Source organism: Paenibacillus sp. BSR1-1, from assembly GCF_030403775.1.
Lineage (GTDB): Bacteria > Bacillota > Bacilli > Bacillales > Cytobacillaceae > Neobacillus.
Genome location: NZ_JAQMWQ010000013.1, coordinates 119,860 through 142,933, shown reverse-complemented (window position 1 = coordinate 142,933; position 23,074 = coordinate 119,860). Strand labels below are relative to the sequence as shown.

At 45.3% G+C, this 23,074-nt stretch carries 19 protein-coding genes; 16 read left to right on the top strand and 3 right to left on the bottom strand.

Translation table 11 applies throughout. The features are described from left to right. Window positions 1-247 precede the first annotated feature (247 nt). On the top strand, window positions 248-427 hold the full coding sequence (locus tag PH210_RS18145; RefSeq protein ID WP_223594945.1) for an H-type small acid-soluble spore protein: 180 nt from the start codon (window positions 248-250) through the stop codon (window positions 425-427). A gap of 56 nt (window positions 428-483) precedes the next feature. Here the strand turns inward: PH210_RS18145 and uvsE are convergent, their stop codons facing one another. Next, entirely contained in the window at window positions 484-1,440 is a 957-nt protein-coding gene (gene uvsE / locus PH210_RS18140) for a UV DNA damage repair endonuclease UvsE (RefSeq protein WP_289987547.1), read from the bottom strand. Window positions 1,441-1,458: 18 nt separating this feature from the next. Further along, entirely contained in the window at window positions 1,459-2,652 is a 1,194-nt protein-coding gene (cls, locus tag PH210_RS18135; RefSeq protein ID WP_289987546.1) for a cardiolipin synthase, read from the bottom strand. A gap of 185 nt (window positions 2,653-2,837) precedes the next feature. Here cls and PH210_RS18130 point away from each other — a divergent pair, with 185 nt between their 5' ends. The 10 genes from PH210_RS18130 (at window position 2,838) to pyrG (ending at window position 17,243) form a co-directional block, all read left to right on the top strand. After that, a complete protein-coding gene (locus PH210_RS18130) occupies window positions 2,838-4,949 on the top strand; it encodes a (Fe-S)-binding protein (RefSeq protein WP_289987544.1) in 2,112 nt (703 codons plus the stop codon). Window positions 4,950-5,184: 235 nt separating this feature from the next. Beyond that, entirely contained in the window at window positions 5,185-6,372 is a 1,188-nt protein-coding gene (locus PH210_RS18125) for an acetyl-CoA C-acetyltransferase (RefSeq protein WP_289987543.1), read from the top strand. A 160-nt stretch (window positions 6,373-6,532) separates the two neighbouring features. Then, window positions 6,533-7,384, top strand: coding sequence for a 3-hydroxybutyryl-CoA dehydrogenase (locus PH210_RS18120; protein ID WP_289987542.1), 852 nt, complete (start codon window positions 6,533-6,535; stop codon window positions 7,382-7,384). A gap of 143 nt (window positions 7,385-7,527) precedes the next feature. Then, entirely contained in the window at window positions 7,528-8,658 is a 1,131-nt protein-coding gene (locus tag PH210_RS18115; RefSeq protein ID WP_289987551.1) for an acyl-CoA dehydrogenase, read from the top strand. A gap of 282 nt (window positions 8,659-8,940) precedes the next feature. After that, complete coding sequence (locus PH210_RS18110) at window positions 8,941-10,080, top strand: acyl-CoA dehydrogenase (protein ID WP_289987541.1); 1,140 nt, start codon at window positions 8,941-8,943, stop codon at window positions 10,078-10,080. 139 nt (window positions 10,081-10,219) lie between these two features. Continuing rightward, the gene (locus PH210_RS18105) at window positions 10,220-10,861 is read left to right on the top strand and encodes a TetR/AcrR family transcriptional regulator (RefSeq protein WP_289987540.1); all 642 of its coding nucleotides are present in this window, start codon (window positions 10,220-10,222) and stop codon (window positions 10,859-10,861) included. A 25-nt stretch (window positions 10,862-10,886) separates the two neighbouring features. Further along, entirely contained in the window at window positions 10,887-14,141 is a 3,255-nt protein-coding gene (gene icmF, locus PH210_RS18100; protein ID WP_289987539.1) for a fused isobutyryl-CoA mutase/GTPase IcmF, read from the top strand. A 258-nt stretch (window positions 14,142-14,399) separates the two neighbouring features. Further along, the gene (locus tag PH210_RS18095; RefSeq protein ID WP_289987538.1) at window positions 14,400-14,561 is read left to right on the top strand and encodes a hypothetical protein; all 162 of its coding nucleotides are present in this window, start codon (window positions 14,400-14,402) and stop codon (window positions 14,559-14,561) included. Window positions 14,562-14,699: 138 nt separating this feature from the next. After that, entirely contained in the window at window positions 14,700-15,281 is a 582-nt protein-coding gene (gene rpoE, locus PH210_RS18090; protein ID WP_289987536.1) for a DNA-directed RNA polymerase subunit delta, read from the top strand. A 366-nt stretch (window positions 15,282-15,647) separates the two neighbouring features. Continuing rightward, window positions 15,648-17,243: a CTP synthase gene (gene pyrG, locus PH210_RS18085; RefSeq protein WP_289987535.1), complete on the top strand. Its 1,596-nt coding sequence runs from the start codon at window positions 15,648-15,650 to the stop codon at window positions 17,241-17,243. A gap of 188 nt (window positions 17,244-17,431) precedes the next feature. On the opposite strand, the gene PH210_RS18080 is transcribed toward pyrG, so the two are convergent. Continuing rightward, complete coding sequence (locus PH210_RS18080) at window positions 17,432-17,938, bottom strand: DUF2529 domain-containing protein (RefSeq protein WP_289987533.1); 507 nt, start codon at window positions 17,936-17,938, stop codon at window positions 17,432-17,434. Between the two features lie 183 nt (window positions 17,939-18,121). On the opposite strand from PH210_RS18080, the gene PH210_RS18075 reads away from it, so the two are divergent. The 5 genes from PH210_RS18075 to glpX all read left to right on the top strand — a co-directional run bounded on the left by PH210_RS18075 (window position 18,122) and on the right by glpX (window position 22,910). Beyond that, on the top strand, window positions 18,122-18,493 hold the full coding sequence (locus tag PH210_RS18075) for a response regulator (protein ID WP_223594925.1): 372 nt from the start codon (window positions 18,122-18,124) through the stop codon (window positions 18,491-18,493). A 274-nt stretch (window positions 18,494-18,767) separates the two neighbouring features. Beyond that, window positions 18,768-19,625 (top strand): class II fructose-bisphosphate aldolase, encoded by an 858-nt coding sequence (locus PH210_RS18070; RefSeq protein WP_289987532.1) that lies wholly within the window; start codon window positions 18,768-18,770, stop codon window positions 19,623-19,625. 135 nt (window positions 19,626-19,760) lie between these two features. Next, entirely contained in the window at window positions 19,761-20,411 is a 651-nt protein-coding gene (gene fsa, locus PH210_RS18065; protein ID WP_289987531.1) for a fructose-6-phosphate aldolase, read from the top strand. Between the two features lie 213 nt (window positions 20,412-20,624). Beyond that, on the top strand, window positions 20,625-21,914 hold the full coding sequence (murA, locus tag PH210_RS18060; RefSeq protein WP_289987530.1) for a UDP-N-acetylglucosamine 1-carboxyvinyltransferase: 1,290 nt from the start codon (window positions 20,625-20,627) through the stop codon (window positions 21,912-21,914). Between the two features lie 33 nt (window positions 21,915-21,947). Next, window positions 21,948-22,910, top strand: a complete 963-nt coding sequence (glpX, locus tag PH210_RS18055; RefSeq protein WP_289987529.1) for a class II fructose-bisphosphatase — start codon at window positions 21,948-21,950, stop codon at window positions 22,908-22,910. The last annotated feature ends 164 nt before the right edge of the window (window positions 22,911-23,074 follow it).

Below are 23,074 nucleotides of genomic sequence, written 5' to 3'. Positions count from 1 at the left end.
CGCGGAAGGTGAAGAAGGTTGACCTCAAAATGAAAAACTGAGAAAACAAGAGAAAAAGAAAGCTTGTGTCCGGAATTAGGGGGCCAAACCGAACCGGTCGATAAAATTCAAAAACTGGCTGATAAATCAATAAGAGCAACAAAATGATTCGGAATCTCTTCGTAATTTTTCCAGAAAAAGTGAATATCCTCCTTAAAAAAACAAATATTAATAGAGTATTTTAGCAAGTGAGGAGTGAACCGAACGCATGAATGTTGGAAGAGCGAAGGAAATTGCCGAATCGGCAGATGTGATTACCGTGACCTATGAGGGGACACCGGTTATCATCCAGCATGTGGATGAAGCGACTAAAATGGCGCGGATTTATTCACGAAAGGATCCGGAGAATGAACGGGAAGTCCCTGTTTTAAATCTGATTGAAGAATAAAAGTCTCCGCTGCGACCCGGAGACTTTTTTTATTGTGGACTTGGAAGGCCCCCGCATTATTTTACCTCAATCGCCCCGCCGCTAACACGCTTAAAACCGCGTAGTTTACTTAAGTCCTCTACCAGCCTCAGGGCGGCCTGATCCTTCGCCTTCGCCTCAATCATTAAATCAATATCCTGGCCAAACTCTTTTAAAATCTTCAAAAATGGCATCACAAACTCAGGGTCGACGAAATCGGCATGAGAGCGGAATTCCTTCTCAGACTTCGGTGAGGAAATATGAACTTTGGGCACAAACGGTTTATGCGACCAAGTTTGAAAAATTCGCGGGAGCAAGTCCACAAGAGGTGCCTCACAAAGATTGGCCATGTGATGATGATAATCAAACACCAGAGGAATCCCTTCTTTTTGACAAACCGAGAGCGTCTCCTCAGCCGTATAGGTTTTATCGTCATTTTCTAATGTCATCACTTGTTTAATAGTAGCGGGCAGCGTCGTTAAATTCTCATGAAACCGGGCCAGTGCCTGCTGCTTATCCCCATACGCTCCGCCAATATGGATATTAATCAAACCTACGTCCTCTAGCCCCATAGCCTCAAACATTTGATAATGGTACGTCATGTCAACAACCGCATTTTCGGTAATCTTCGCTTTCGGCGAGGTAAAAAGCGTAAATTGATTCGGATGAAAGCTGACCCGGAGCCGCTTCTTCTGGACAATCGAACCAATCTCCTGCCACTCGCTTTCAAATGGCGTAATAAAGTCCCAGCGCACCTCTGGATGTGTGGCAAGCGGAACAATCGAGCTTGAAAAACGGTATAGCTCCAGCTCATGGGCAATATTGTAGTAGAGCATGCGGAGGGTGTGGTTTAAATTTTGCTTTGTCACCTCGAATAATTTTTCCTCCCGCTCCTGAACCCCCATTTGCTCATATCTCGTAAAGGTGAGCGTTTTGGCAGGGGAGGCATCCCACAAGCTAATCGCATGGGATACATAACCGAAACGAATTTTCATTTGTGAAAACTCCTTCTTTTATAAAAAATAAGAAATCGCACCGGCAATGCCTTCTTTTACTTTCCTAAAAAAAGATCCATGATTGAGTTTTGTTAACGACAGCGGCTCGGAGTCGGCGATGTCCCTTTTTAGAACCGACCGCAAGCGTTCAATAAAGGCGGGATCATACAGATAGCAATTAATTTCTTTGTTTAAAAAGAAACTGCGTTTGTCGAAGTTGGCGGTGCCGATATCACAGATTTTGTCATCGATGACGATTGTTTTGGCATGATAAAAACCATTTTTATATTGAAAAACCTCTGCTCCTTCACGAAGAAGCTTCCGTAAAAAACGGAACGAAGCTTCCTGAACAAGGACATGGTCAGCCGTATAGGGAACCATGACTGTAATGCTTACGCCGCGGCGTACCGCTTCCAGCAGCTCGGCAAAAACCTTCCGGCTTGGAATAAAATAGGGTGTACCAATAATAATGGAACTGCTGGACTTTCGAATCAAACGAATAAACCATTCCTCCAGCTGACCTGCTTCCGTCGGTACAAACTGGTGCCGCACCTCACCCTTCGGTAGTTTAGGAAAGTAATGTTGTGAGCGCTGCAAATTCTCCCCTGCATACTCCTTCCAGTCCATTAAAAACTCACTCTGCAAAAAATCGACGCTCTCGCCGGTTATTTTTAAATGATAATCCCGCCATGGGCTCAGCTTGGGATCGCCGTCAATATACTCCTGGCCAATATTAAATCCGCCAAGATACCCAATTTCCCCATCAATAATGGAAATCTTTCGGTGATTCCGAATCTGCGAGGAATAAAACAGAAAGGGGAGCTTAATCCGGTTGCTAAAGGCAAATCGAATGCCTGCTGCCCGCAAATCCTGGATGATTTTCTTCTTGATTTTCCAGCTGCCAAGCCGGTCGACGAGCAGCCGGACTTCGACCCCTTGGCGCGCTTTTTCTTTTAACAACGAGAGGAACTCCTGTCCAAACGGATCGTCCTTCACAATATAAAACAAGACATGAACATGCTTTTTTGCCTGGCGGATTTCGGAGAAATAATCGAGGAACAGTTCCTTACCGTGAGTGAAAATCTCAAAATTCCCATGAAGTATGGCCGTTTCGGTATTGCGGGCTATTGAAAGATGTTTCCTTCGGCCTAATTTAAAATCTAAAACCATCCAAAGAATGATCAGCCCAATCAAAAAAAGTGCAAATTGCATGTGGAATCGTTCCTCCAATCCGTTTTGTTAGTTTTTCCGAAGGCCATGATTTCTATAAGTCGAACGATTCCTTAAAAAAAACTGGTTGACTGAATGCTCATTCATAATATAATAGAGTTAAAGATGATTCAGAAAATTGTTTATTTTTACAACTTACAAAACATACAACGAAAGGGGCGTTTTATGTGAATGGTTTATTATGGGTTAACCTGATTGCATTCTTGGCTGTAACCGCTTACGCGATCAGCCTGTTCGTTTACGTTGTCAAAACGCGGATTGAATTCATCAAGCTTGGCAAAAAAGTCGAGTTTGACAACAATGTCAAAGAACGTCTGCAAAAAATCTGGGTCAACGTGTTTGGACAGAAAAAGCTTTTAAAGGACAAAAAGAGTGGTGCCATCCACGTCATGTTCTTTTACGGCTTCATTCTTGTTCAATTCGGGGCGCTTGATTTCATTTGGAAGGGACTGGCCCCAGGCTCACACCTGCCGCTAGGCCCGCTTTATGCAGGGTTTACGTTTTTCCAAGAAATCGTTACGTTGATGATTTTAGTAGCGGTCATTTGGGCTTTCCACCGCCGTTATGTTGAAAAATTAGTCCGTCTTAAGCGCAATTTTAAATCAGGGCTTGTATTGTTATTTATCGGCGGCTTGATGGTTTCAGTTTTAATCGGAAATGGTATGGGCATCATCTGGCACGGCGAAGAAACGTCTTGGACAGAGCCAGTCGCTTCGGTGATTTCGGTTATTTTTTCAGGCATTGGTGAAACCGCCTCGATTGTCATCTTCTACATTGCCTGGTGGGCGCATTTATTGTTCTTGTTAACTTTCTTAGTCTACGTACCGCAGTCCAAGCATGCGCACTTAATCGCGGGACCGGCGAACGTGTATTTTAACCGTTTAGAAAAACCAGGCAAGCTGAAAAAAGTGGATTTCGAAGATGAATCCCAAGAATCCTTCGGGGTTGGAAAAATTGAAGACTTCACACAGCACCAAATGATCGACTTTTACGCCTGCGTAGAGTGCGGCCGCTGTACCAACATGTGTCCAGCTACCGGCACTGGCAAAATGCTGTCGCCAATGGATTTAATTGTGAAAATGCGTGACCATTTAACGTTCCACGGTGCCGCGGTAACGCAAAAGCAGCCATGGGTGCCAACCTTTGCTTTTAGCGGTACAAAAGGAAACCAAATTGCTTTGGCCGCAAGCGGACAAGGTGCACAAGAATCGGCTGCTGCCCTTGCTTACAGTCCTAGCTTGATTGGCGATATCATTACAGAAGAAGAAATCTGGGCGTGTACAACCTGCCGTAACTGTGAGGACCAATGTCCGGTAATGAATGAGCACGTGGATAAAATTATTGACCTTCGCCGTTATTTAGTTTTAACAGAAGGAAAAATGGATGCCGATGCACAGCGTGCGATGACGAATATCGAACGCCAGGGCAACCCTTGGGGCTTAAACCGTAAAGAGCGCGAAAACTGGCGCGAAGTACGCGAGGATGTTCATATCCCGACTGTGAAGGAAATGAACAAGGCTGGCGAAGAATTCGAATACTTATTCTGGGTTGGCTCCATGGGCTCTTACGACAACCGCAGCCAAAAGATTGCCTTGTCGTTTGCGAAGCTGATGAACGAAGCAGGCGTGAAGTTTGCGATTTTAGGTAACAAAGAGAAAAACTCCGGCGATACACCTCGCCGTTTAGGTAACGAGTTCTTATTCCAGGATATGGCTGCAAAAAATATCGAGGAATTTGAAAAGGCTGAGGTTAAGAAAATCGTAACGATTGACCCGCATGCCTACAATATTTTCAAAAATGAATACCCTGACTTTGGTTTAGAGGCTGAGGTTTACCACCATACAGAGGTACTGTTTGAGCTAGTGAGAGATGGACGTCTTGTACCGAAGCATGCGGTTAACGAAACGATTACGTTCCATGATTCATGTTACTTAGGCCGTTACAATGACGTGTACGACGCACCTCGTGAGATTCTGAAATCCATTCCTGGCGTCAAGCTTGTCGAAATGGAACGGAACCGTGAAAAGGGAATGTGCTGTGGTGCCGGCGGCGGTTTGATGTGGATGGAGGAAGAAACCGGAAACCGAATTAACGTTGCAAGAACAGAGCAGGCACTTGCTGTTAATCCATCGGTTATCAGTTCGGGCTGTCCATACTGCTTAACAATGATTACCGACGGAACAAAGGCGAAGGAAGTGGAAGAAAAGGTGTCCACATATGATGTTGCCGAGCTATTAGAAAAAGCAGTCTGCGGTGAATTAAAGGCAGTAGCATCTTAATTAAGAATAGTAGAGGTTGAGTATTTTCGTGAATTCATAAAATTTTAGGAATTTTGCGTAAAAATATTTCAACTTCTACTCTTTTTTATGTAAAATAGAATATAGGGTAAAACGCTTACATTTCCTTTTTTTAATAAACGCATTGATGCGTTAATTTTTTAGTTTGTTATCGAGCGAGCGTTCAGTCACTTTGTTGAAGGGGTATTTAATAAACATAAAAGGGAGAGTGTTTTGAATGGGGAAAACGGTTATTTTAAGCGGAGTTAGAACGCCTTTTGGCAAATTCGCAGGATCCTTGAGCAGCTTCACGGCATCAGAGCTGGGAGGAATCGCAGTAAAGGAAGCTTTGGTGCGGGCTGATGTGAAAGCTGAAGAGGTTCAAGAAGTCATCCTTGGAACGGTTTTACAAGGAGGACAGGGGCAGATTCCATCTCGTCAGGCAGCAAGACATGCAGGATTGCCATGGGAAGTGAAAACAGAAACGATTAATAAGGTTTGCGCTTCCGGAATGCGGAGCGTAACCTTGGCAGACCAAATTATCCGCGCCGGCGATGAGGAAGTCATTGTTGCAGGTGGCATGGAATCGATGAGCAATGCGCCGTACATTCTGCCAAAGGCAAGATGGGGACTGCGCATGGGAGACGCTGCCGTAAATGATTTAATGATTCATGATGGTTTGAGCTGCAGCTTTACTGGTGTTCACATGGGCACATACGGAAACTCGACGGCTGCAGAGATGGAGATCTCCCGAGAGGCTCAGGATGAGTGGGCATTGAGAAGCCATGAGCGGGCAATTACCGCGATTGAAAGCGGTAAATTTGCTGAAGAAATCGTTAAGGTGGAAGTGCCGCAGCGAAAAGGGGCGCCTGTTGTAGTTGAACATGATGAAGCGCCACGTAAAGATACTTCTCTTGACCGCCTTTCCAAGCTTGCTCCAGCGTTTAATTCAACGGGTACGATTACAGCGGGAAATGCACCTGGCGTCAATGACGGTGCGGCTGCCCTCGTGCTGATGAGTGAGGAGCGCGCTGCACTTGAGGGCCGTACAGCGGAAGCAGTCATTTTAGGGCATGCGACGATTGCTGTGGAAGCAAAGGACTTCCCACAGACACCAGGTCTAGTCATCAATGAAATTTTACGAAAAACAGGCCGGAGCCTGGAAGAAATCGACCTTTTTGAAATCAATGAAGCCTTTGCGGCGGTCGCATTAGCGAGCAGCCAAATTGCCGGCCTTGATCCGGAAAAGATCAATGTCAACGGCGGTGCGGTCGCTCTTGGACATCCGATTGGGGCAAGCGGAGCCCGCATTATTATCACGTTGATGCATGAATTGAAGCGCCGCGGCGGCGGAATCGGGATTGCAGCCATTTGCTCCGGCGGCGGCCAGGGCGATGCGGTGATGATTGAGGTGCCTAAGAGGTAATTTTACGGGTTTGGTTTTTCCAATAATTGTCTAAATGGACAATGGGGCTTAATAAATAGACAAAACACCCGAAAAAATAGACAAGACACACGAAAAAATAGACAAAACCATTTTTGGATATAAAAACACGGGGCTGCGGCCCCCATTTGGAGGGGAAAACATGAAGGTTTCTAAAGTAATGGTAATCGGAGCAGGACAAATGGGTTCAGGGATCGCTCAAGTATGCGCCCAGGCAGGCTACAATGTCGTATTAAATGACTTAAAATCAGAGTTCGTTGAACGCGGCTTAGGAGTCATCAATAAAAATCTATCTCGCAACGTGGACAAAGGACGGATGACAGACGAGCAAAAGCAAGAAGTGCTGGCAAGACTCACCGTTTCAACTGACCTTCATGATGCAGCCGAAGTGGATCTAGTCATCGAAGCAGCGGTTGAAAACATGGACATTAAGACGAAAATTTTCGCGCAGCTGGATGAAATTGCACCGGCCCATGTGATTTTAGCGAGCAACACATCATCATTGCCGATTACGGAAATTGCCGCGGCAACAAAGCGTCCGGAAAAGGTTATCGGCATGCATTTTATGAATCCCGTGCCGGTGATGAAGCTGGTTGAAATAATTCGCGGCTTAGCGACAGCAGATGAAGTATACCAAGTAATTGAAGATATGACGAAAACACTCGGCAAGGTACCGGTAGAAGTGAATGACTTCCCAGGTTTTATCTCCAACCGCATCCTTTTGCCAATGATCAATGAAGCAGTTTATGCCTTGTACGAGGGCGTTGCAACGAAGGAAGCGATCGACGAAGTGATGAAACTCGGCATGAATCACCCGATGGGACCTCTAACGTTGGCTGATTTTATCGGCTTAGATACATGCCTATACATTATGGAAACACTTCAAGAGGGCCTTGGCGACGACAAATACCGTCCATGTCCGCTTCTTCGCAAATATGTAAAAGCAGGCTGGCTTGGCAAGAAAACCGGCCGAGGGTTTTACACATACGAATAGAGTAGGGGAATCGTGCCGCAGTTTTTACACGAACGAATAACAGATAAAAAATAATTTAAGCCCAGTTCCATTCTATTTTTCGAAAAAGGGGATGCGTGATGATGAATACTGCTACTTTAGATTCTCCAAAAGGAGATATCAGCATGAATCTAACATTCACAGAAGAACAAGAAATGATGCGAAAAATGGTCCGCGATTTTGCCGAAAACGAAATTGCTCCGTTTATTGAAAAAATGGAAAAGGGTGAGTTTCCTCGCGAAGTTCTTCGCAAAATGGGGGAACTGGGCCTGATGGGAATTCCGGTTCCAGAAAAATACGGCGGCGCTGAGATGGACTTCACCTCCTATATCATCGCCATTAATGAACTATCCAAAGTAAGCGCCACCATCGGCGTCATCCTTTCCGTGCATACCTCTGTCGGTACCAACCCGATTCTTTACTTCGGAACCGAGGAGCAGAAACAGAAGTATTTGCCAAAGATGGCGTCCGGCGAGTATCTTGGGGCATTTTGCTTAACGGAACCGAGCTCTGGATCAGATGCTGCCAGTTTGAAATCACGCGCGGTTCGAAGCGGCGATCATTATGTGATCAACGGCTCGAAGGTGTTTATCACAAATGGCGGCGAAGCCGATGTCTATATTGTGTTTGCCAAAACAAATCCGGAGCTAGGCAGCAGAGGGATCTCCGCGTTTATTGTGGAAAAAGGGACGCCTGGCCTCGTGATCGGCAAGGATGAAAAGAAAATGGGCTTGCACGGCTCCAGAACGGTCCAGCTGACGTTCGAGGACATGAGGGTGCCGGCTGAGAACCTTCTTGGTGCGGAAAACGACGGCTTTAAAATCGCAATGGCCAACCTCGACGTGGGACGCATCGGGATTGCCGCCCAGGCGCTTGGAATCGCTGAAGCCGCACTGTCAGCCGCAACCGCCTATGCGAAGGACCGCCAGCAGTTCGGCAAACCAATTGCCGCTCAGCAGGGGATTGGTTTTAAACTAGCCGATATGGCCACTAGTGTGGAAGCTGCGAAACTATTAGTCTATCGTGCTGCCGATTTGCGTGCCCGAGGCGTGAAGTGCGGTTTGGAAGCTTCAATGGCGAAGCTTTATGCATCTCGGACGGCGGTAGAGGTTGCAACCGAAGCCATCCAGGTTTTCGGCGGCTACGGCTATACAGAGGATTACCCAGTTGAACGGTATTTCCGCGATGCGAAAATTACGGAGATTTATGAAGGTACGAGTGAGATCCAGCGGATTGTAATTAGTAAGAATCTGTAGGTTTTACAAAAGTATCCAATAAATGTCGATAAGTTCTGAAAAGAAGTAGTAAGTAAACTGAAAAGATGTTGTAAGTTCTGAAAAATAAGTAGTAAGTGGCTGAAAAGATGTCGTAAGTTCCGAAAAATAGGTAGTAAGTTTCTTGGAATGTAGAATATGGTTTCAAAATTGTAGATACCAACCTGAATTTTGTAGAATGCACACCAAAAATTGTAGAACCCAAACTGATTTTTGTAGAGTACCCACTAAAATTTGTAGAAAGTTTCAAGGAGGACTTCAAAAATGAACTTCAAACTATCCGAAGAGCATGAAATGATTCGTAAAATGGTTCGTGATTTCGCGCGCAACGAGGTGGCGCCAACTGCTGCAGAACGTGATGAGGACGAACGTTTTGATCGTGAAATTTTTGACAAAATGGCAGAGCTTGGCTTAACAGGCATTCCGTGGCCGGAAGAGTACGGTGGAATCGGCAGCGATTACTTAGCATACTGCATCGCAGTAGAAGAGCTTTCCCGCGTTGATGCCTCAATAGGTGTAACTCTGTCTGCTCACACTTCACTTGCAGGCTGGCCGATTTACAAATTCGGCAATGAAGAACAAAAGCAAACCTATCTGCGCCCAATGGCAGAAGGAAGCAAGATCGGCGCTTATGGCTTAACAGAGCCAGGCAGCGGTTCCGATGCAGGCGGCATGAGAACGACAGCACGTCTTGAAGGCGATCATTACGTCCTAAACGGCTCCAAAATTTTCATCACTAACGGCGGTATTGCTGACATCTATGTTGTTTTTGCTTTAACCGATCCATCCAGCAGACAAAAAGGCACAACTGCATTTATTGTGGAAAAGGACTTCCCAGGCTTCTCAGTAGGGAAAAAAGAAAAGAAATTAGGCATTCGTTCATCACCGACAACAGAAATTATTTTTGAAGATTGCCGTGTTCCAATTGCCAACCGTCTTGGTGAAGAGGGCGAAGGCTTCAAAATTGCGATGATGACCCTTGATGGCGGACGTAACGGCATCGCGGCGCAAGCAGTGGGAATTGCCCAAGGCGCTCTAGACGCTGCTGTCGAATATGCCAAAGAACGCCATCAGTTCGGCAAGCCAATCGCTGCCAACCAAGGCATCAGCTTCAAGCTTGCTGATATGGCAACAGGCATCGAAGCTTCAAGACTATTAACCTATCAAGCAGCATGGCTGGAGTCTAATGGACTTCCTTACGGAAAAGAGTCGGCGATGTCGAAGCTTCTTGCCGGCGACACAGCGATGAAGGTAACAACGGAAGCAGTTCAAGTATTTGGCGGCTACGGTTATACAAAGGATTATCCAGTTGAGAGATTTATGCGCGATGCAAAAATTACGCAAATTTACGAAGGCACTCAGGAAATCCAGCGCCTCGTTATTTCTAGAATGATCACTAAGTAAACAGAAAAGCGGAAGCGCCTTGACAAGGGGCGCGGGGCTAGACGAGCCGGCGAGAAGGTTGCTCTTTAACCTTCTTGACGGATTGGCTGTAGACCTGCGAGCCCCTAGGCGCTGGAGCTAGACAAGGTGGTAAAAAGGGATGAAAAAGCGGGAGGTTCAGGCCTCGGTCAAGGATGAGCGTCTCGTTCAAAAGAGACGTGACCAAATGATCAAAGGGGCCGTAGCACTTTTTAAACAAAAGGGGTTTCACCGGACGACGACAAGGGAAATTGCCAAAGCGGCCGGCTTTAGCATTGGGACGCTTTATGAATACATCCGCACAAAGGAAGACGTGCTTTATCTTGTCTGTGACAGCATCTATGACCATGTCAGCGAGCGCCTCGAGCAGGACTTGTCTGTCAAAAAAGGGACATTGGAGAGCTTAAAGCTCGGCATCGCAAACTTTTTCCATGTAATGGATGAAATGCAGTCCGAAGTGCTAGTCATGTATCAGGAAGTCAAATCGCTTTCAAAAGACGCGCTTCCATATGTGTTGAAAAAAGAAGAAGCCATGGTGGCCATGTTTGAAAACTTGCTTTCCCGCTGCATTGAGGGCGGGGAGCTTGAGTTAACTGAACAGCAGGTCAAAATCATTGCCCATAATATTTTTGTTCAAGGACAAATGTGGGGCTTCCGCCGCTGGGCATTACGAAAATTATTTACATTAGACGAATATATCGAACTGCAAACCGAGCAATTACTGTCAGGATTGCGCCAATTCCAGCCGCAAAAAAAGGGCTAATTTTAAAAAAAGGGGGAACCTGAGCGTGAAAACAACGAGTAAATACCAGCCGAAGCATCATATCCGTTTTGTCACAGCTTCCAGTCTGTTTGACGGCCATGATGCTTCCATCAATATTATGCGTCGAATCCTTCAGTCAAGCGGGGCCGAGGTCATCCACCTTGGCCATAACCGCTCGGTTGAGGAGGTCGTGAATGCTGCGATTCAAGAGGACGCCCAAGGAATCGCGATTTCATCCTACCAAGGCGGACACGTCGAATATTTTAAATACATGTATGACTTATTAAAAGAAAAAGGTGCACCGCATATCCGGATTTACGGAGGCGGGGGCGGCGTGATTATCCCTCGGGAAATAAAAGAGCTCCATGATTATGGAATTGCCTGGATTTTCTCACCGGAAGACGGCCGCACTCTCGGTCTTCAGGGCATGATTGACCGGATGATTGAGGATTGTGATTTTTCAACGGTCACAGACGATATCAGCGAGCAAATCGAAAAACTTCCTTCAGGGGACGTTAACGCTATTGCTAAGCTGATAACCGTGGCAGAGCTTCATGTTGATAAAAGGAACGAAGCAGCAGCTACAGCTGAAAAAGTGCTCGAGCAGGTAAAGTCACTTGAGAAGATAATTCCAGTAATTGGGATCACTGGAACGGGCGGTGCAGGAAAAAGTTCGTTAACCGACGAATTGATCCGCCGTTTTATCAATGAGCTGCCTGATAAAAAAGTCGCGATCCTATCAGTTGACCCGACAAAGCAAAAAACAGGCGGTGCTCTTCTTGGTGACCGAATCCGCATGAATGCGATTTTTTCACCGAATGTATATATGCGCAGCCTTGCGACAAGACATTCGAAAAACGAGCTGTCACTCGCGATTAAAGATGCTGTTGCCGTGACAAAGGCGGCGGGCTTTGACCTTGTCATCGTGGAAACAAGCGGGATTGGACAGGGAGATGCTGAAATCACCGAAATCTGTGATGTATCGCTGTATGTCATGACTTCAGAATTCGGGGCACCATCCCAGCTTGAAAAAATCGATATGATCGACTACGCTGACCTGATCGTCATCAATAAATTCGAGCGCAAGGGTTCAGAGGACGCAAAGCGCCAAGTGCAAAAGCAATACCAGCGCAGTCATATGCTGTTTGAAAAAGACCCTTCAGAAATGCCGGTGTACGGAACGATTGCCAGCCAGTTCAATGACCATGGCACAAATGCTTTGTTTGCCGCGTTAATTGAAAAAATTAACGAAAAAATGGACACTGATTGGGTAACTTCCTTTAATAAAAATGCCGTTGTGGAAAAGCAAAACGTGATTATTCCAACGGACCGCCGCTACTATTTACGTGAAATCTCGGAAACAGTGCGCGGCTATCATAAGAAGGCCGAAGAGCAGGCAAATATTGCCCGGAAATTATTCCAGCTTGAGGGTGCGATTGAAGCGGTCCAAGAGCCTAGCGTAATTGCGGCACTCGAGGCAGTCAAAGCGGAAACAGAAGCGAAATTAACCCCGGAATCGAAGAAAATCTTAGACAGCTGGGAAGATACCAAAAAAGCGTATTCCGGAGATAAGTTTGTCACTAGAATCCGCGATAAAGAGATCATTACGATTTTAAAAACAAAGAGCTTATCAGGGCTTGATATCCCAAAAGTGGCGCTGCCAAAATTCAAGGATTACGGCGAAATTCTCCGCTGGGTTTACCAGGAAAACGTACCGGGCTCATTCCCATATACAGCAGGTGTTTTCCCATTCAAGCGTGAAGGGGAAGATCCGAAACGCCAGTTTGCGGGCGAAGGTACACCGGAAAGAACAAACCGCCGTTTTCACTATTTATCGAAGGACGACGATGCGAAGCGCTTAAGTACGGCATTTGATTCAGTTACTTTGTATGGCGAAGACCCAGATTACCGACCTGATATTTACGGAAAAGTCGGGGAAAGCGGCGTCAGTGTTTGTACGTTGGACGATATGAAAAAGCTATATGACGGCTTTGATCTGTGCCACCCATCGACTTCGGTTTCGATGACGATTAATGGACCAGCACCGATCATTTTAGCGATGTTCATGAATACAGCAATTGATCAGCAAGTGAAACGGAAAGAAGCGGAGTTAGGCCGCGTGCTGACGGTGGAAGAATTCGCCGAAGTCCGTGCCTATACATTACGGACTGTCCGCGGTACGGTACAGGCCGACATTTTAAAAGAAGACCAGGGCCAGAACACCTGTATTTTTTCAACAGAGTTTGCCCTTAGAATGATGGGCGATATCCAGCAATATTTCATTGACCATCAGGTACGCAACTACTATTCCGTTTCCATTTCCGGCTATCATATTGCTGAAGCGGGAGCGAATCCGATTTCACAATTGGCGTTCACGCTGTCAAACGGCTTCACGTATGTCGAGTACTATTTAAGCCGCGGCATGAAGATTGATGACTTTGCGCCGAACTTATCGTTCTTTTTCAGCAACGGCTTAGATCCGGAATATACCGTTATTGGCCGTGTGGCCCGCCGCATTTGGGCAACGGTGATGCGCGATAAGTATGGTGCAAACGAACGGAGCCAAAAGCTGAAGTACCATGTTCAGACATCCGGCCGCTCGCTGCATGCTCAGGAAATTGATTTTAATGATATCCGCACCACTTTACAGGCATTAATGGCCTTACAGGATAACTGTAATTCGCTTCATACCAATGCATATGATGAGGCGATTACAACGCCAACCGAGGAATCAGTCCGCCGGGCGATGGCAATTCAAATGATCATTACTAACGAGCACGGCTTAACGAAAAATGAAAATCCGCTTCAAGGTGCGTTCATTGTGGAAGAGCTTACGGAACTTGTTGAAGAAGCCGTTTTACAAGAATTTGAACGCCTGAATGACCGCGGCGGTGTACTTGGTTCGATGGAGACCCAGTACCAGCGCGGCAAGATTCAAGATGAATCGATGTATTATGAAATGAAAAAGCATACCGGTGAACTGCCAATTATTGGTGTCAATACGTATTTGAATCCGAATCCTCCGTCCGAGGAAGACGTTAACAATATGGAATTGGCCCGTGCTACAACCGAGGAAAAAGAGCTGCAGATTCATAATTTGCGCACGTTCCAGGAAAGTCACAAGGGCGAAGCAGCGGCGGCGCTAAAACGCCTGAAGGAAGCGGCCGTCAATAATGGCAACATTTTTGCCGAACTGATGGAAACCGTTCAAGTAGCAAGTCTCGGCCAAATTACCCGCGCCCTTTACGAAGTCGGCGGGCAGTACCGAAGAAATATGTAAGGAATGTTGAGTGTCAGGCACCATGTGAAATTTTCACATGGTGCCTGACGCTTTAACTGTGTTCAAGGTCATTGTTAATTTTGAAAATATGTTGATTGGAGCTAAAGGCGCGAGGCTCCCCGGATTGCTCGCGAACAACCGCCCGCGCCTGAAGCTCAATTCAACAGCCAAATTAACAAAGGCTTGTTTTAAAAAAAAGAATTATCTTATATAATCAAACTGTGGACAAACTTTGAGGATCATGGCAGGTGTGAAGATATGAAGCTACGTACGATGATCATTATATTAATCATTTTTGCCTGGCCATTATATTATCTGTATGAGCTCCAGTTAGGAGCCGTCTCATTCCTGCTTTTAGCGATCTTCTTTCTTGTTATTTCTATTAAAGAATTAAAAAAATTCAACAAAAAGGACGACTAGCAGGAAAAAATCAAGGGATTGGTCAGCTAGAACTAGCATAAACGGTAAGAATTTGTTTATAATGAAGAATATGCAAACTGGGAGAAATGCCCTTATCACTCTTTTTAGAGTGTTAAATAGAGAAAGGAAGTGCCAATATTGAGTTTAGCACAATACTCAAAAGAGGAATTACAAGAGTTATCCCTCATAGAAATGGCTTACGAATTTTTGAAAAATAGCAAGCAACCAATCTCCTTCAATGAATTGGTCAATGAAATTACTCAGGCTGCCGAGCTTTCTGAATCAGAAGTTCGCGCGCGGCTGGCACAATTTTATACTGACATGAATATAGATGGCCGTTTCCTCGCATTAGGCGACAATCGCTGGGGACTTCGCGTTTGGTATCCGGTAGATACAGCGGAAGAAGAAGTTGTGAACACTGTGAAGCCGAAGAAGAAAAAGGCGAAGAAAGTCGTCGATGAAGAGGATCTTGACGATTTCGATGAAATTGAGGATGAAGATTACGATGACGTTGATGAATTTGACGACGAAGATGATCTCCTTGATGATGACGATGATGATGATGCCTTCGATGAACTTGATGAAGTCGACGAGTTTGATGATGACGATGAAGAAGTCATAGAGGACGACGAAGAATTCGATCTTGACGACGAAGAGGATCTTGATGACGATGAAGATGAAGAGGCCGACTTAGACGAAGAAGAAGACGAAGACTTGTAATTTTTACCCGGGGATTCGACTTGACTTTTCATCCATGCCCTTGTATTATCTTTTTTGGGCTCCTTAAAAAAGGACGATACATTATTTACTTACAATGCGCTCCCTTACCATTGCGTAAGCGGAGCGCTTTTTATTTTTGTCCAGCTGCAGCGCCTAGGGGCTCGAGGTCATAAGCCAATCCGTCGAGAAGGTTAAAAAGCAACCTTCCCGCCGGCTCGTCTTATGCTTGTCGCCCCTGATCAAGGCGCTTCCGCTTTTCTGCGCAAAAACTCCGTTCAAAAGGAGTTTTTTCGTTTGAAAATTTTTTGCAAAACTCCCATTAACAAACCGAATAATGTACAAACTGTATACGAGGGGGAATATTTAATGACAAAATATATTTTTGTAACGGGTGGTGTCGTTTCATCACTTGGAAAAGGAATTACCGCAGCATCCTTAGGACGCTTGCTGAAAAATCGAGGGTTAAATGTAACGATTCAAAAATTTGACCCATACATTAACGTCGACCCAGGAACGATGAGTCCTTATCAGCATGGTGAAGTGTTCGTAACCGATGACGGTGCCGAAACTGATTTGGACTTAGGCCACTATGAGCGCTTTATTGACATTAATTTAAACAAGTATTCTAACGTAACGACTGGTAAAATCTATTCAGCGGTTTTACGCAAAGAGCGCCGCGGTGAGTATTTGGGAGCAACCGTACAGGTTATTCCTCATATTACTAATGAAATCAAGGAGCGCTGCTTCCGTGCCGGCAACGAAACGAATGCCGATGTGGTCATCACGGAAATCGGCGGAACAGTGGGCGATATTGAATCACTGCCATTTTTAGAAGCGATTCGCCAAATCAAGAGTGATATTGGCTCAGAAAACGTAATGTACATCCACTGTACATTGATTCCGTATATCAAGGCAGCTGGTGAAATGAAAACAAAGCCGACCCAGCACAGCGTCAAAGAGCTTCGCAGCCTTGGAATTCAGCCAAATATTATCGTCGTTCGTACAGAACTGCCGGTTTCTCAGGACATGAAAGATAAACTTGCCTTGTTCTGTGATATCGATGCAAAAGCCGTGATTGAATGCCGTGACGCAGACACGCTTTATTCGATTCCACTGGCTCTTCAAGAGCAAAATATGGACCAAATTGTCTGTGACCACTTGAAGTTGGCGACTCCGGAAGCGGAAATGACCGAGTGGAAGGCACTAGTGGACCGAGTGCTGAATCTTTCTGGCAAAACGCGCATCGGACTTGTCGGAAAATATGTTGAGCTTCAGGATGCTTACATTTCCGTAGTTGAAGCGATGAAGCACGCAGGCTATGCTTTTGATACTGACGTTGAAATTAAATGGATTAACTCTGAAGAGGTTACCCGCGAGAATGTCGCCGAGCTTTTGGATGATGTCGATGGTGTCCTTGTACCGGGCGGTTTCGGTGATCGCGGTATTGAAGGCAAAATCGAAGCGACACGCTATGCACGTGAGCAGAAGAAGCCATTCTTAGGTATTTGCTTAGGCATGCAGCTGGCAACGATTGAATTTGCCCGCAACGTACTTGGGCTTAGTGATGCCCATTCCGCGGAGTTTGTTCCGGAAACAGCTCACCCAATCATCGACCTGCTTCCAGAGCAAAAGGATGTAGAGGATTTAGGCGGTACCTTGCGTTTGGGTCTATATCCTGCACGCTTAGTAGATGGCACGAAGGCGTTAGCTGCTTATGATGAAAAGGTAATTTATGAGCGCCACCGCCACCGTTATGAATTCAACAATCACTACCGTCAAGAAATGGAAGCAGCAGGCTTAGTATTCTCTGGGACAAGCCCAGACGGTCGTTTAGTGGAAATTATCGAGCTGACTGACCACCCATGGTTCGTGGCATCCCAGTTCCATCCGGAATTCGTCTCAAGACCAACCCGTCCACAGCCGTTGTTCCGTGACTTTATTAAAGCAACAATTCAGAAGTAGATTTTTTGAAAGGGCCAGTTCTCTTTAGAGGGGACTGGTCTTATTTTTGGGAAAAAATGTTTAATTGTCCAAAGCAGCGAAGAAAATGTCCAAACAGGTCTTAAAATTGTCCAATACTCCAAAATAAATGTCCAAACCAGCCCAAAAAATGTCCAAATACAAAAAAAAGGGCCCCCTCGGGCCCGATTTTACTCCTCATATTCCGCAAAAATCTCATCAATCGTGAATTTTAAGCCATGATACACGAACAAAGCAGCCATTGCCGAAGGATATCCGTACCGATTTCCTAAATCATCAGGAAGTAAGCCCTTTGTCAGCCGCAAATCAATATGAACATCAGCCAATTCAGCCAAACCGCCACCATCAACGACCGTCGATACCGCCACAAAAGGGATGCCTTTTTCCTGTAGCTGGCCAGCGAGCTCCACGGCATCTTCATCATCGGACTTCCTCGTGAAAATCAGCACCCGATCGGCTTCACTAACTTTCTCTACATTGGTAAAGCCTTGTGCCCCCTTAAGCGGCTCTGCACCCTCTAATGCCTCGAACTCCACAGCTTTCATTTCTTTCGTGCCAAAAATAAAAATGGACTGCCCCTGTGCAAGCAGGCGGGCGCCATCCTCAAACGCAAATTCTTCTTTTTCCTCAAGTCTTTTAAATAACCCAGTTAATTGAGTAGCAAACATTTTTAACATGATAATCCTCCTTATCGCACTACTATTATAGACTTTTAAAAAAAATTCCACAAAATAACATTATTCTAGGCAAAATTTTTGCAGGAATTTTGCCTTAAAATGTAGAACCATAACAAGTGAGTGTTTAGGTGGAATTTACTAACTAAAAATTGAGAATCTATCAAATCGGGAAGAGGTGGAAGTATGAAAGAGAAAATTTTAATCGTTGACGATCAATTTGGTATTCGCATTTTGCTAAATGAGGTGTTCCAAAAAGAAGGGTATCAAACATTCCAGGCGGCTAACGGCGTTCAGGCACTTGATATTGTAACAAAGCACGACCCTGATCTTGTCCTTTTGGATATGAAAATCCCGGGCATGGACGGAATCGAAATTTTGAAGCGAATGAAAGTCATCGACCCAGACATCCGTGTGATCATCATGACCGCCTACGGAGAATTGGATATGATTCAAGAAGCAAAAGACCTTGGTGCCATCACTCATTTTGCCAAACCATTTGATATTGACGATATCCGTGCTGCAGTTCGAAAGCACATTCCGCAAAAGGCAAACTAAAGTCATTTTTTTAAAAAAATAACTCGATTCAAAAAGACAAAAAGGCAGCGAAAATGCCTTTTTTTCATACAAAAGGTGATAATAGGAAAATGACCGCGCTTTCATTATGACACTTTTAAAAACACTGTTAGATTAATGGCATTTCTACTTTTATTCTGATATGATACATATGAACTTTGACCGGTTGTTATCTTTTCAGATGGATACATATTCATTTCAAATAGGGAAAACATTTATATGAAAAGATATCGACCCAATTTAAGGAGGAATAGAAATGCCTTTAGTTTCCATGACAGAAATGCTTAACAAAGCGAAGGCGGAAGGCTACGCGGTTGGGCAATTTAACCTTAATAACTTAGAGTTTACCCAAGCGATTCTTCAAGCTGCTGAAGCAGAAAAATCACCGGTTATCCTTGGTGTGTCTGAAGGGGCAGCCCGTTATATGTCCGGCTTCAAAACCGTTGTAAAAATGGTAGAGGGCTTAATGGAAGATTTAAATGTTACCGTTCCAGTTGCGATTCACCTTGACCACGGTTCAAGCTTTGAAAAATGTAAAGAAGCGATCGATGCAGGCTTCACATCTGTTATGATCGATGCTTCCCACCACCCATTTGAAGAGAATGTCGCTACGACTTCAAAAGTAGTAGAATACGCTCATTCAAAAGGTGTTTCAGTTGAAGCAGAGTTAGGAACAGTTGGCGGACAAGAGGACGATGTGGTTGCTGACGGCGTTATCTATGCAGATCCTGCAGAGTGTAAAGAGTTAGTAACTCGTACAGGCATCGACTGCCTTGCACCAGCACTAGGTTCCGTACACGGCCCTTACAAAGGCGAACCAAAGCTTGGTTATAAGGAAATGGAAGAAATCGGTCAAGCTACTGGTCTTCCGCTTGTTCTTCATGGTGGAACAGGAATCCCAACAGCTGATATCCAAAAGTCCATTTCTTTAGGAACAGCAAAAATCAATGTTAATACTGAAAACCAAATCGCATCTGCGAAAGTGGTTCGCGAAGTATTAGCAGCTAAACCAAATGAATATGATCCACGTAAATACTTAGGACCAGCTCGCGATGCCATTAAAGAAACAGTTACTGGCAAAATGCGTGAATTCGGTTCTTCAGGCAGAGCGTAATACAAGAACGCCTTCTATGGCCGTTTTTGTAGTTTGCCGCAATTGTGATAAAATGAAAACCGCCCTTATCTAAAGGGCGGTTTCAGTGTGTTCAACGTAAGCAGAAAATTTAGTCGAAAATTTGGAGGGAAAATCATGAAGTTTTTTATCGATACAGCGAATTTAGAAGAAATCCGTGAAGTACATGAGTTAGGGCTATTATCAGGTGTAACAACGAATCCATCTCTAGTTGCAAGAGAAAAAGACGTTTCTTTCCATGACCGTATTAAAGAAATTGCGGCGCTTGTTCCTGGTTCAGTCAGTGCAGAAGTTATCTCTCTTGATGCTGAAGGCATGATTAGAGAAGGAGAAGAACTAGCTGCCATTGCCCCAAATATTACGATTAAAGTTCCAATGACTCCAGATGGATTAAAAGCATGTAATCATTTTTCAAAAAAGGGAGTCACCGTAAACGTAACCTTGATTTTTAATGCGAACCAAGCGTTGCTTGCTGCAAGAGCAGGTGCTACCTATGTTTCTCCGTTCCTTGGCAGATTGGATGATATCGGCCAAAATGGTTTAGAGCTCATTTCACAGGTTGCTGATATTTTTGCCGTTCATGGCCTTGAAACTCAAATTATTGCTGCCTCTATCCGTAACCCAATCCATGTAACAGAAGCAGCTTTAAGAGGCGCAGATATTGCGACAATTCCTTACAAAGTTCTAATCAGCTTGTTCCATCATCCATTAACAGATAAAGGGATTGAAGGATTCCTAAAAGATTGGAATGCCCGCAACAACGCCTAACCGATCGCAGTTTTTCCATTTTCGTACAAATTTTTTTAATATGGATACATGAAAATAAAATTTTAGTGTAAACTATAAGATAGACAAACTGTCGGAATTTGACTTTTTATGTTGGAAAAATATACCTAGAGCCTTGCGTCAACATCAAGGCGTTTTTTTACAAACGACTGTAAGCGCATTCGGAATAAGGCATGGCTTAGAAGGGAGTCGAAAATGGAAAAACTTAAAATTGCAGGCGGATATCCGCTGAAGGGAACGGTTCGCATCAGCGGAGCCAAAAATAGTGCCGTTGCCTTAATTCCTGCCACCATTTTAGCAGAATCACCAGTGACAATCGAAGGACTGCCGGAGATTTCGGACGTGGAAATCTTAAAGGATTTGCTCGAAGAAATCGGCGGTAAAGTTGAAATAACGAACGATGAAATGACGGTTGACCCATCGACGATGATTTCTATGCCGCTGCCAAACGGAAAAGTAAAAAAACTGCGTGCGTCCTATTATCTAATGGGGGCGATGCTCGGCCGTTTTAAAAAAGCTGTCATTGGTTTACCAGGCGGCTGCCATTTAGGGCCAAGACCGATTGATCAGCATATTAAAGGCTTTGAAGCACTTGGTGCGCAAATCACCAACGAACAAGGGGCGATTTATTTGCGTGCGGACGAGCTTCGCGGCGCACGGATTTATCTCGATGTCGTCAGTGTGGGTGCGACCATCAATATCATGCTTGCTGCCGTTCGGGCAAAAGGACGGACGATCATTGAAAACGCGGCGAAAGAGCCGGAAATTATTGATGTCGCTACACTTTTAACGAACATGGGCGCGAAGATTAAAGGGGCCGGAACGGACGTGATCCGGATTGATGGCGTGGACACGCTGCACGGCTGCCGTCATACAATTATTCCTGACCGTATTGAGGCAGGGACCTATATGATTTTGGGTGCCGCCGTTGGGGAAGGAGTCCTCATCGACAATGTCATCCCGCAGCATTTGGAATCATTAATTGCCAAACTGCGTGAAATGGGCGTCCATATTGAATCAGGCGACGACCAGGTGTTTGTCGACGGCGGAGCGGCGAAATTGAAGGCTGTTGATATCAAAACGCTTGTTTATCCCGGCTTTCCAACCGACCTGCAGCAGCCATTTACAACTCTTTTAACTAAAGCAGCCGGTTCAAGCGTTGTCACCGATACGATTTATGGTGCCCGCTTTAAGCATATTGATGAACTTAGAAGAATGAACGCCAATATCAAAGTGGAAGGCCGTTCGGCGATTATTAATGGTCCAATCCAGCTTCAAGGGGCGAAAGTGAAGGCGAGCGATCTTCGTGCCGGAGCAGCTCTCTTTATCGCCGGCCTCATGGCAGAAGGGATTACCGAAGTAACCGGCCTTGAACACATCGACCGCGGCTACAGCAATCTTGTTGAGAAATTAAATGGCCTCGGTGCGACCGTTTGGCGTGAAGCTTTAACGGAAGAAGAAGTCGAGCAGTTGAAAAACACTTAATCTAAAGACAGAAGAAAACGGGGGATGGAATTCATGGAAAGAAGCTTAACGATGGAACTTGTCCGCGTCACAGAAGGAGCGGCGCTCGCCTCTGCACGCTGGATGGGCCGCGGGAAAAAGGATGAAGCCGACGGTGCTGCTACATCAGCAATGCGCGATGTATTTGACACTGTTCCAATGAAAGGAACCGTTGTGATTGGTGAAGGGGAAATGGATGAAGCACCCATGCTCTATATCGGCGAAAAGCTTGGAACCGGCTATGGACCGCGTGTGGATGTTGCCGTTGACCCGCTTGAAGGCACCAATATTTTAGCGTCCGGCGGCTGGAATGCTTTGGCTGTTTTAGCAGTAGCTGATCATGGAAACCTTCTTCATGCTCCAGATATGTATATGGAAAAAATCGCCGTCGGCCCTGAAGCCGTTGGCCAAATTGATATCAATGCTTCTGTTTTGGACAACCTGAAGGCCGTGGCCAGAGCGAAAAACAAAGATATCCAAGATGTCGTGGCAACCGTATTGAACCGTCCGCGCCACGAGCATATTATCGCCCAGCTTCGTGAAGCAGGCGCCCGAATTAAGCTGATCAACGATGGTGACGTCGCTGGTGCCATCAATACGGCATTCGACGATACCGGTGTCGATATTCTATTTGGCTCTGGCGGTGCTCCAGAGGGAGTTATTTCAGCGGTTGCGCTGAAATGTCTCGGCGGCGAAATCATGGGAAAACTTCTGCCGCAAAATGATGCCGAGCTTGAGCGCTGCATCAAAATGGGCTTAGATGTAAACCGCGTGCTCCGTATGGAGGATCTCGTAAAGGGCGATGACGCTATTTTTACCGCAACAGGTGTAACTGACGGTGAATTATTGCGCGGCGTTCAATTCAAAGGATCACATGCATCGACACACTCGATTGTTATGCGTGCTAAATCCGGCACGGTCCGCTTCATCGAAGGCCGTCACAGCTTAAATAAGAAGCCAAATCTAGTGATTAAATAAAAACAGATAAAGGGAGACCAGCCGGCGGTTGGTCTCCCAAACTCCAATATCTCCAAGAGGGATCCTTTCGGAAAAAATTTCCAACATAAGATAAAAGAAAATCTAGTTGATTATTTTTTTGCTCAGGGGGTAAAATAGATATTGTTTTTTATCTTGCATATTTT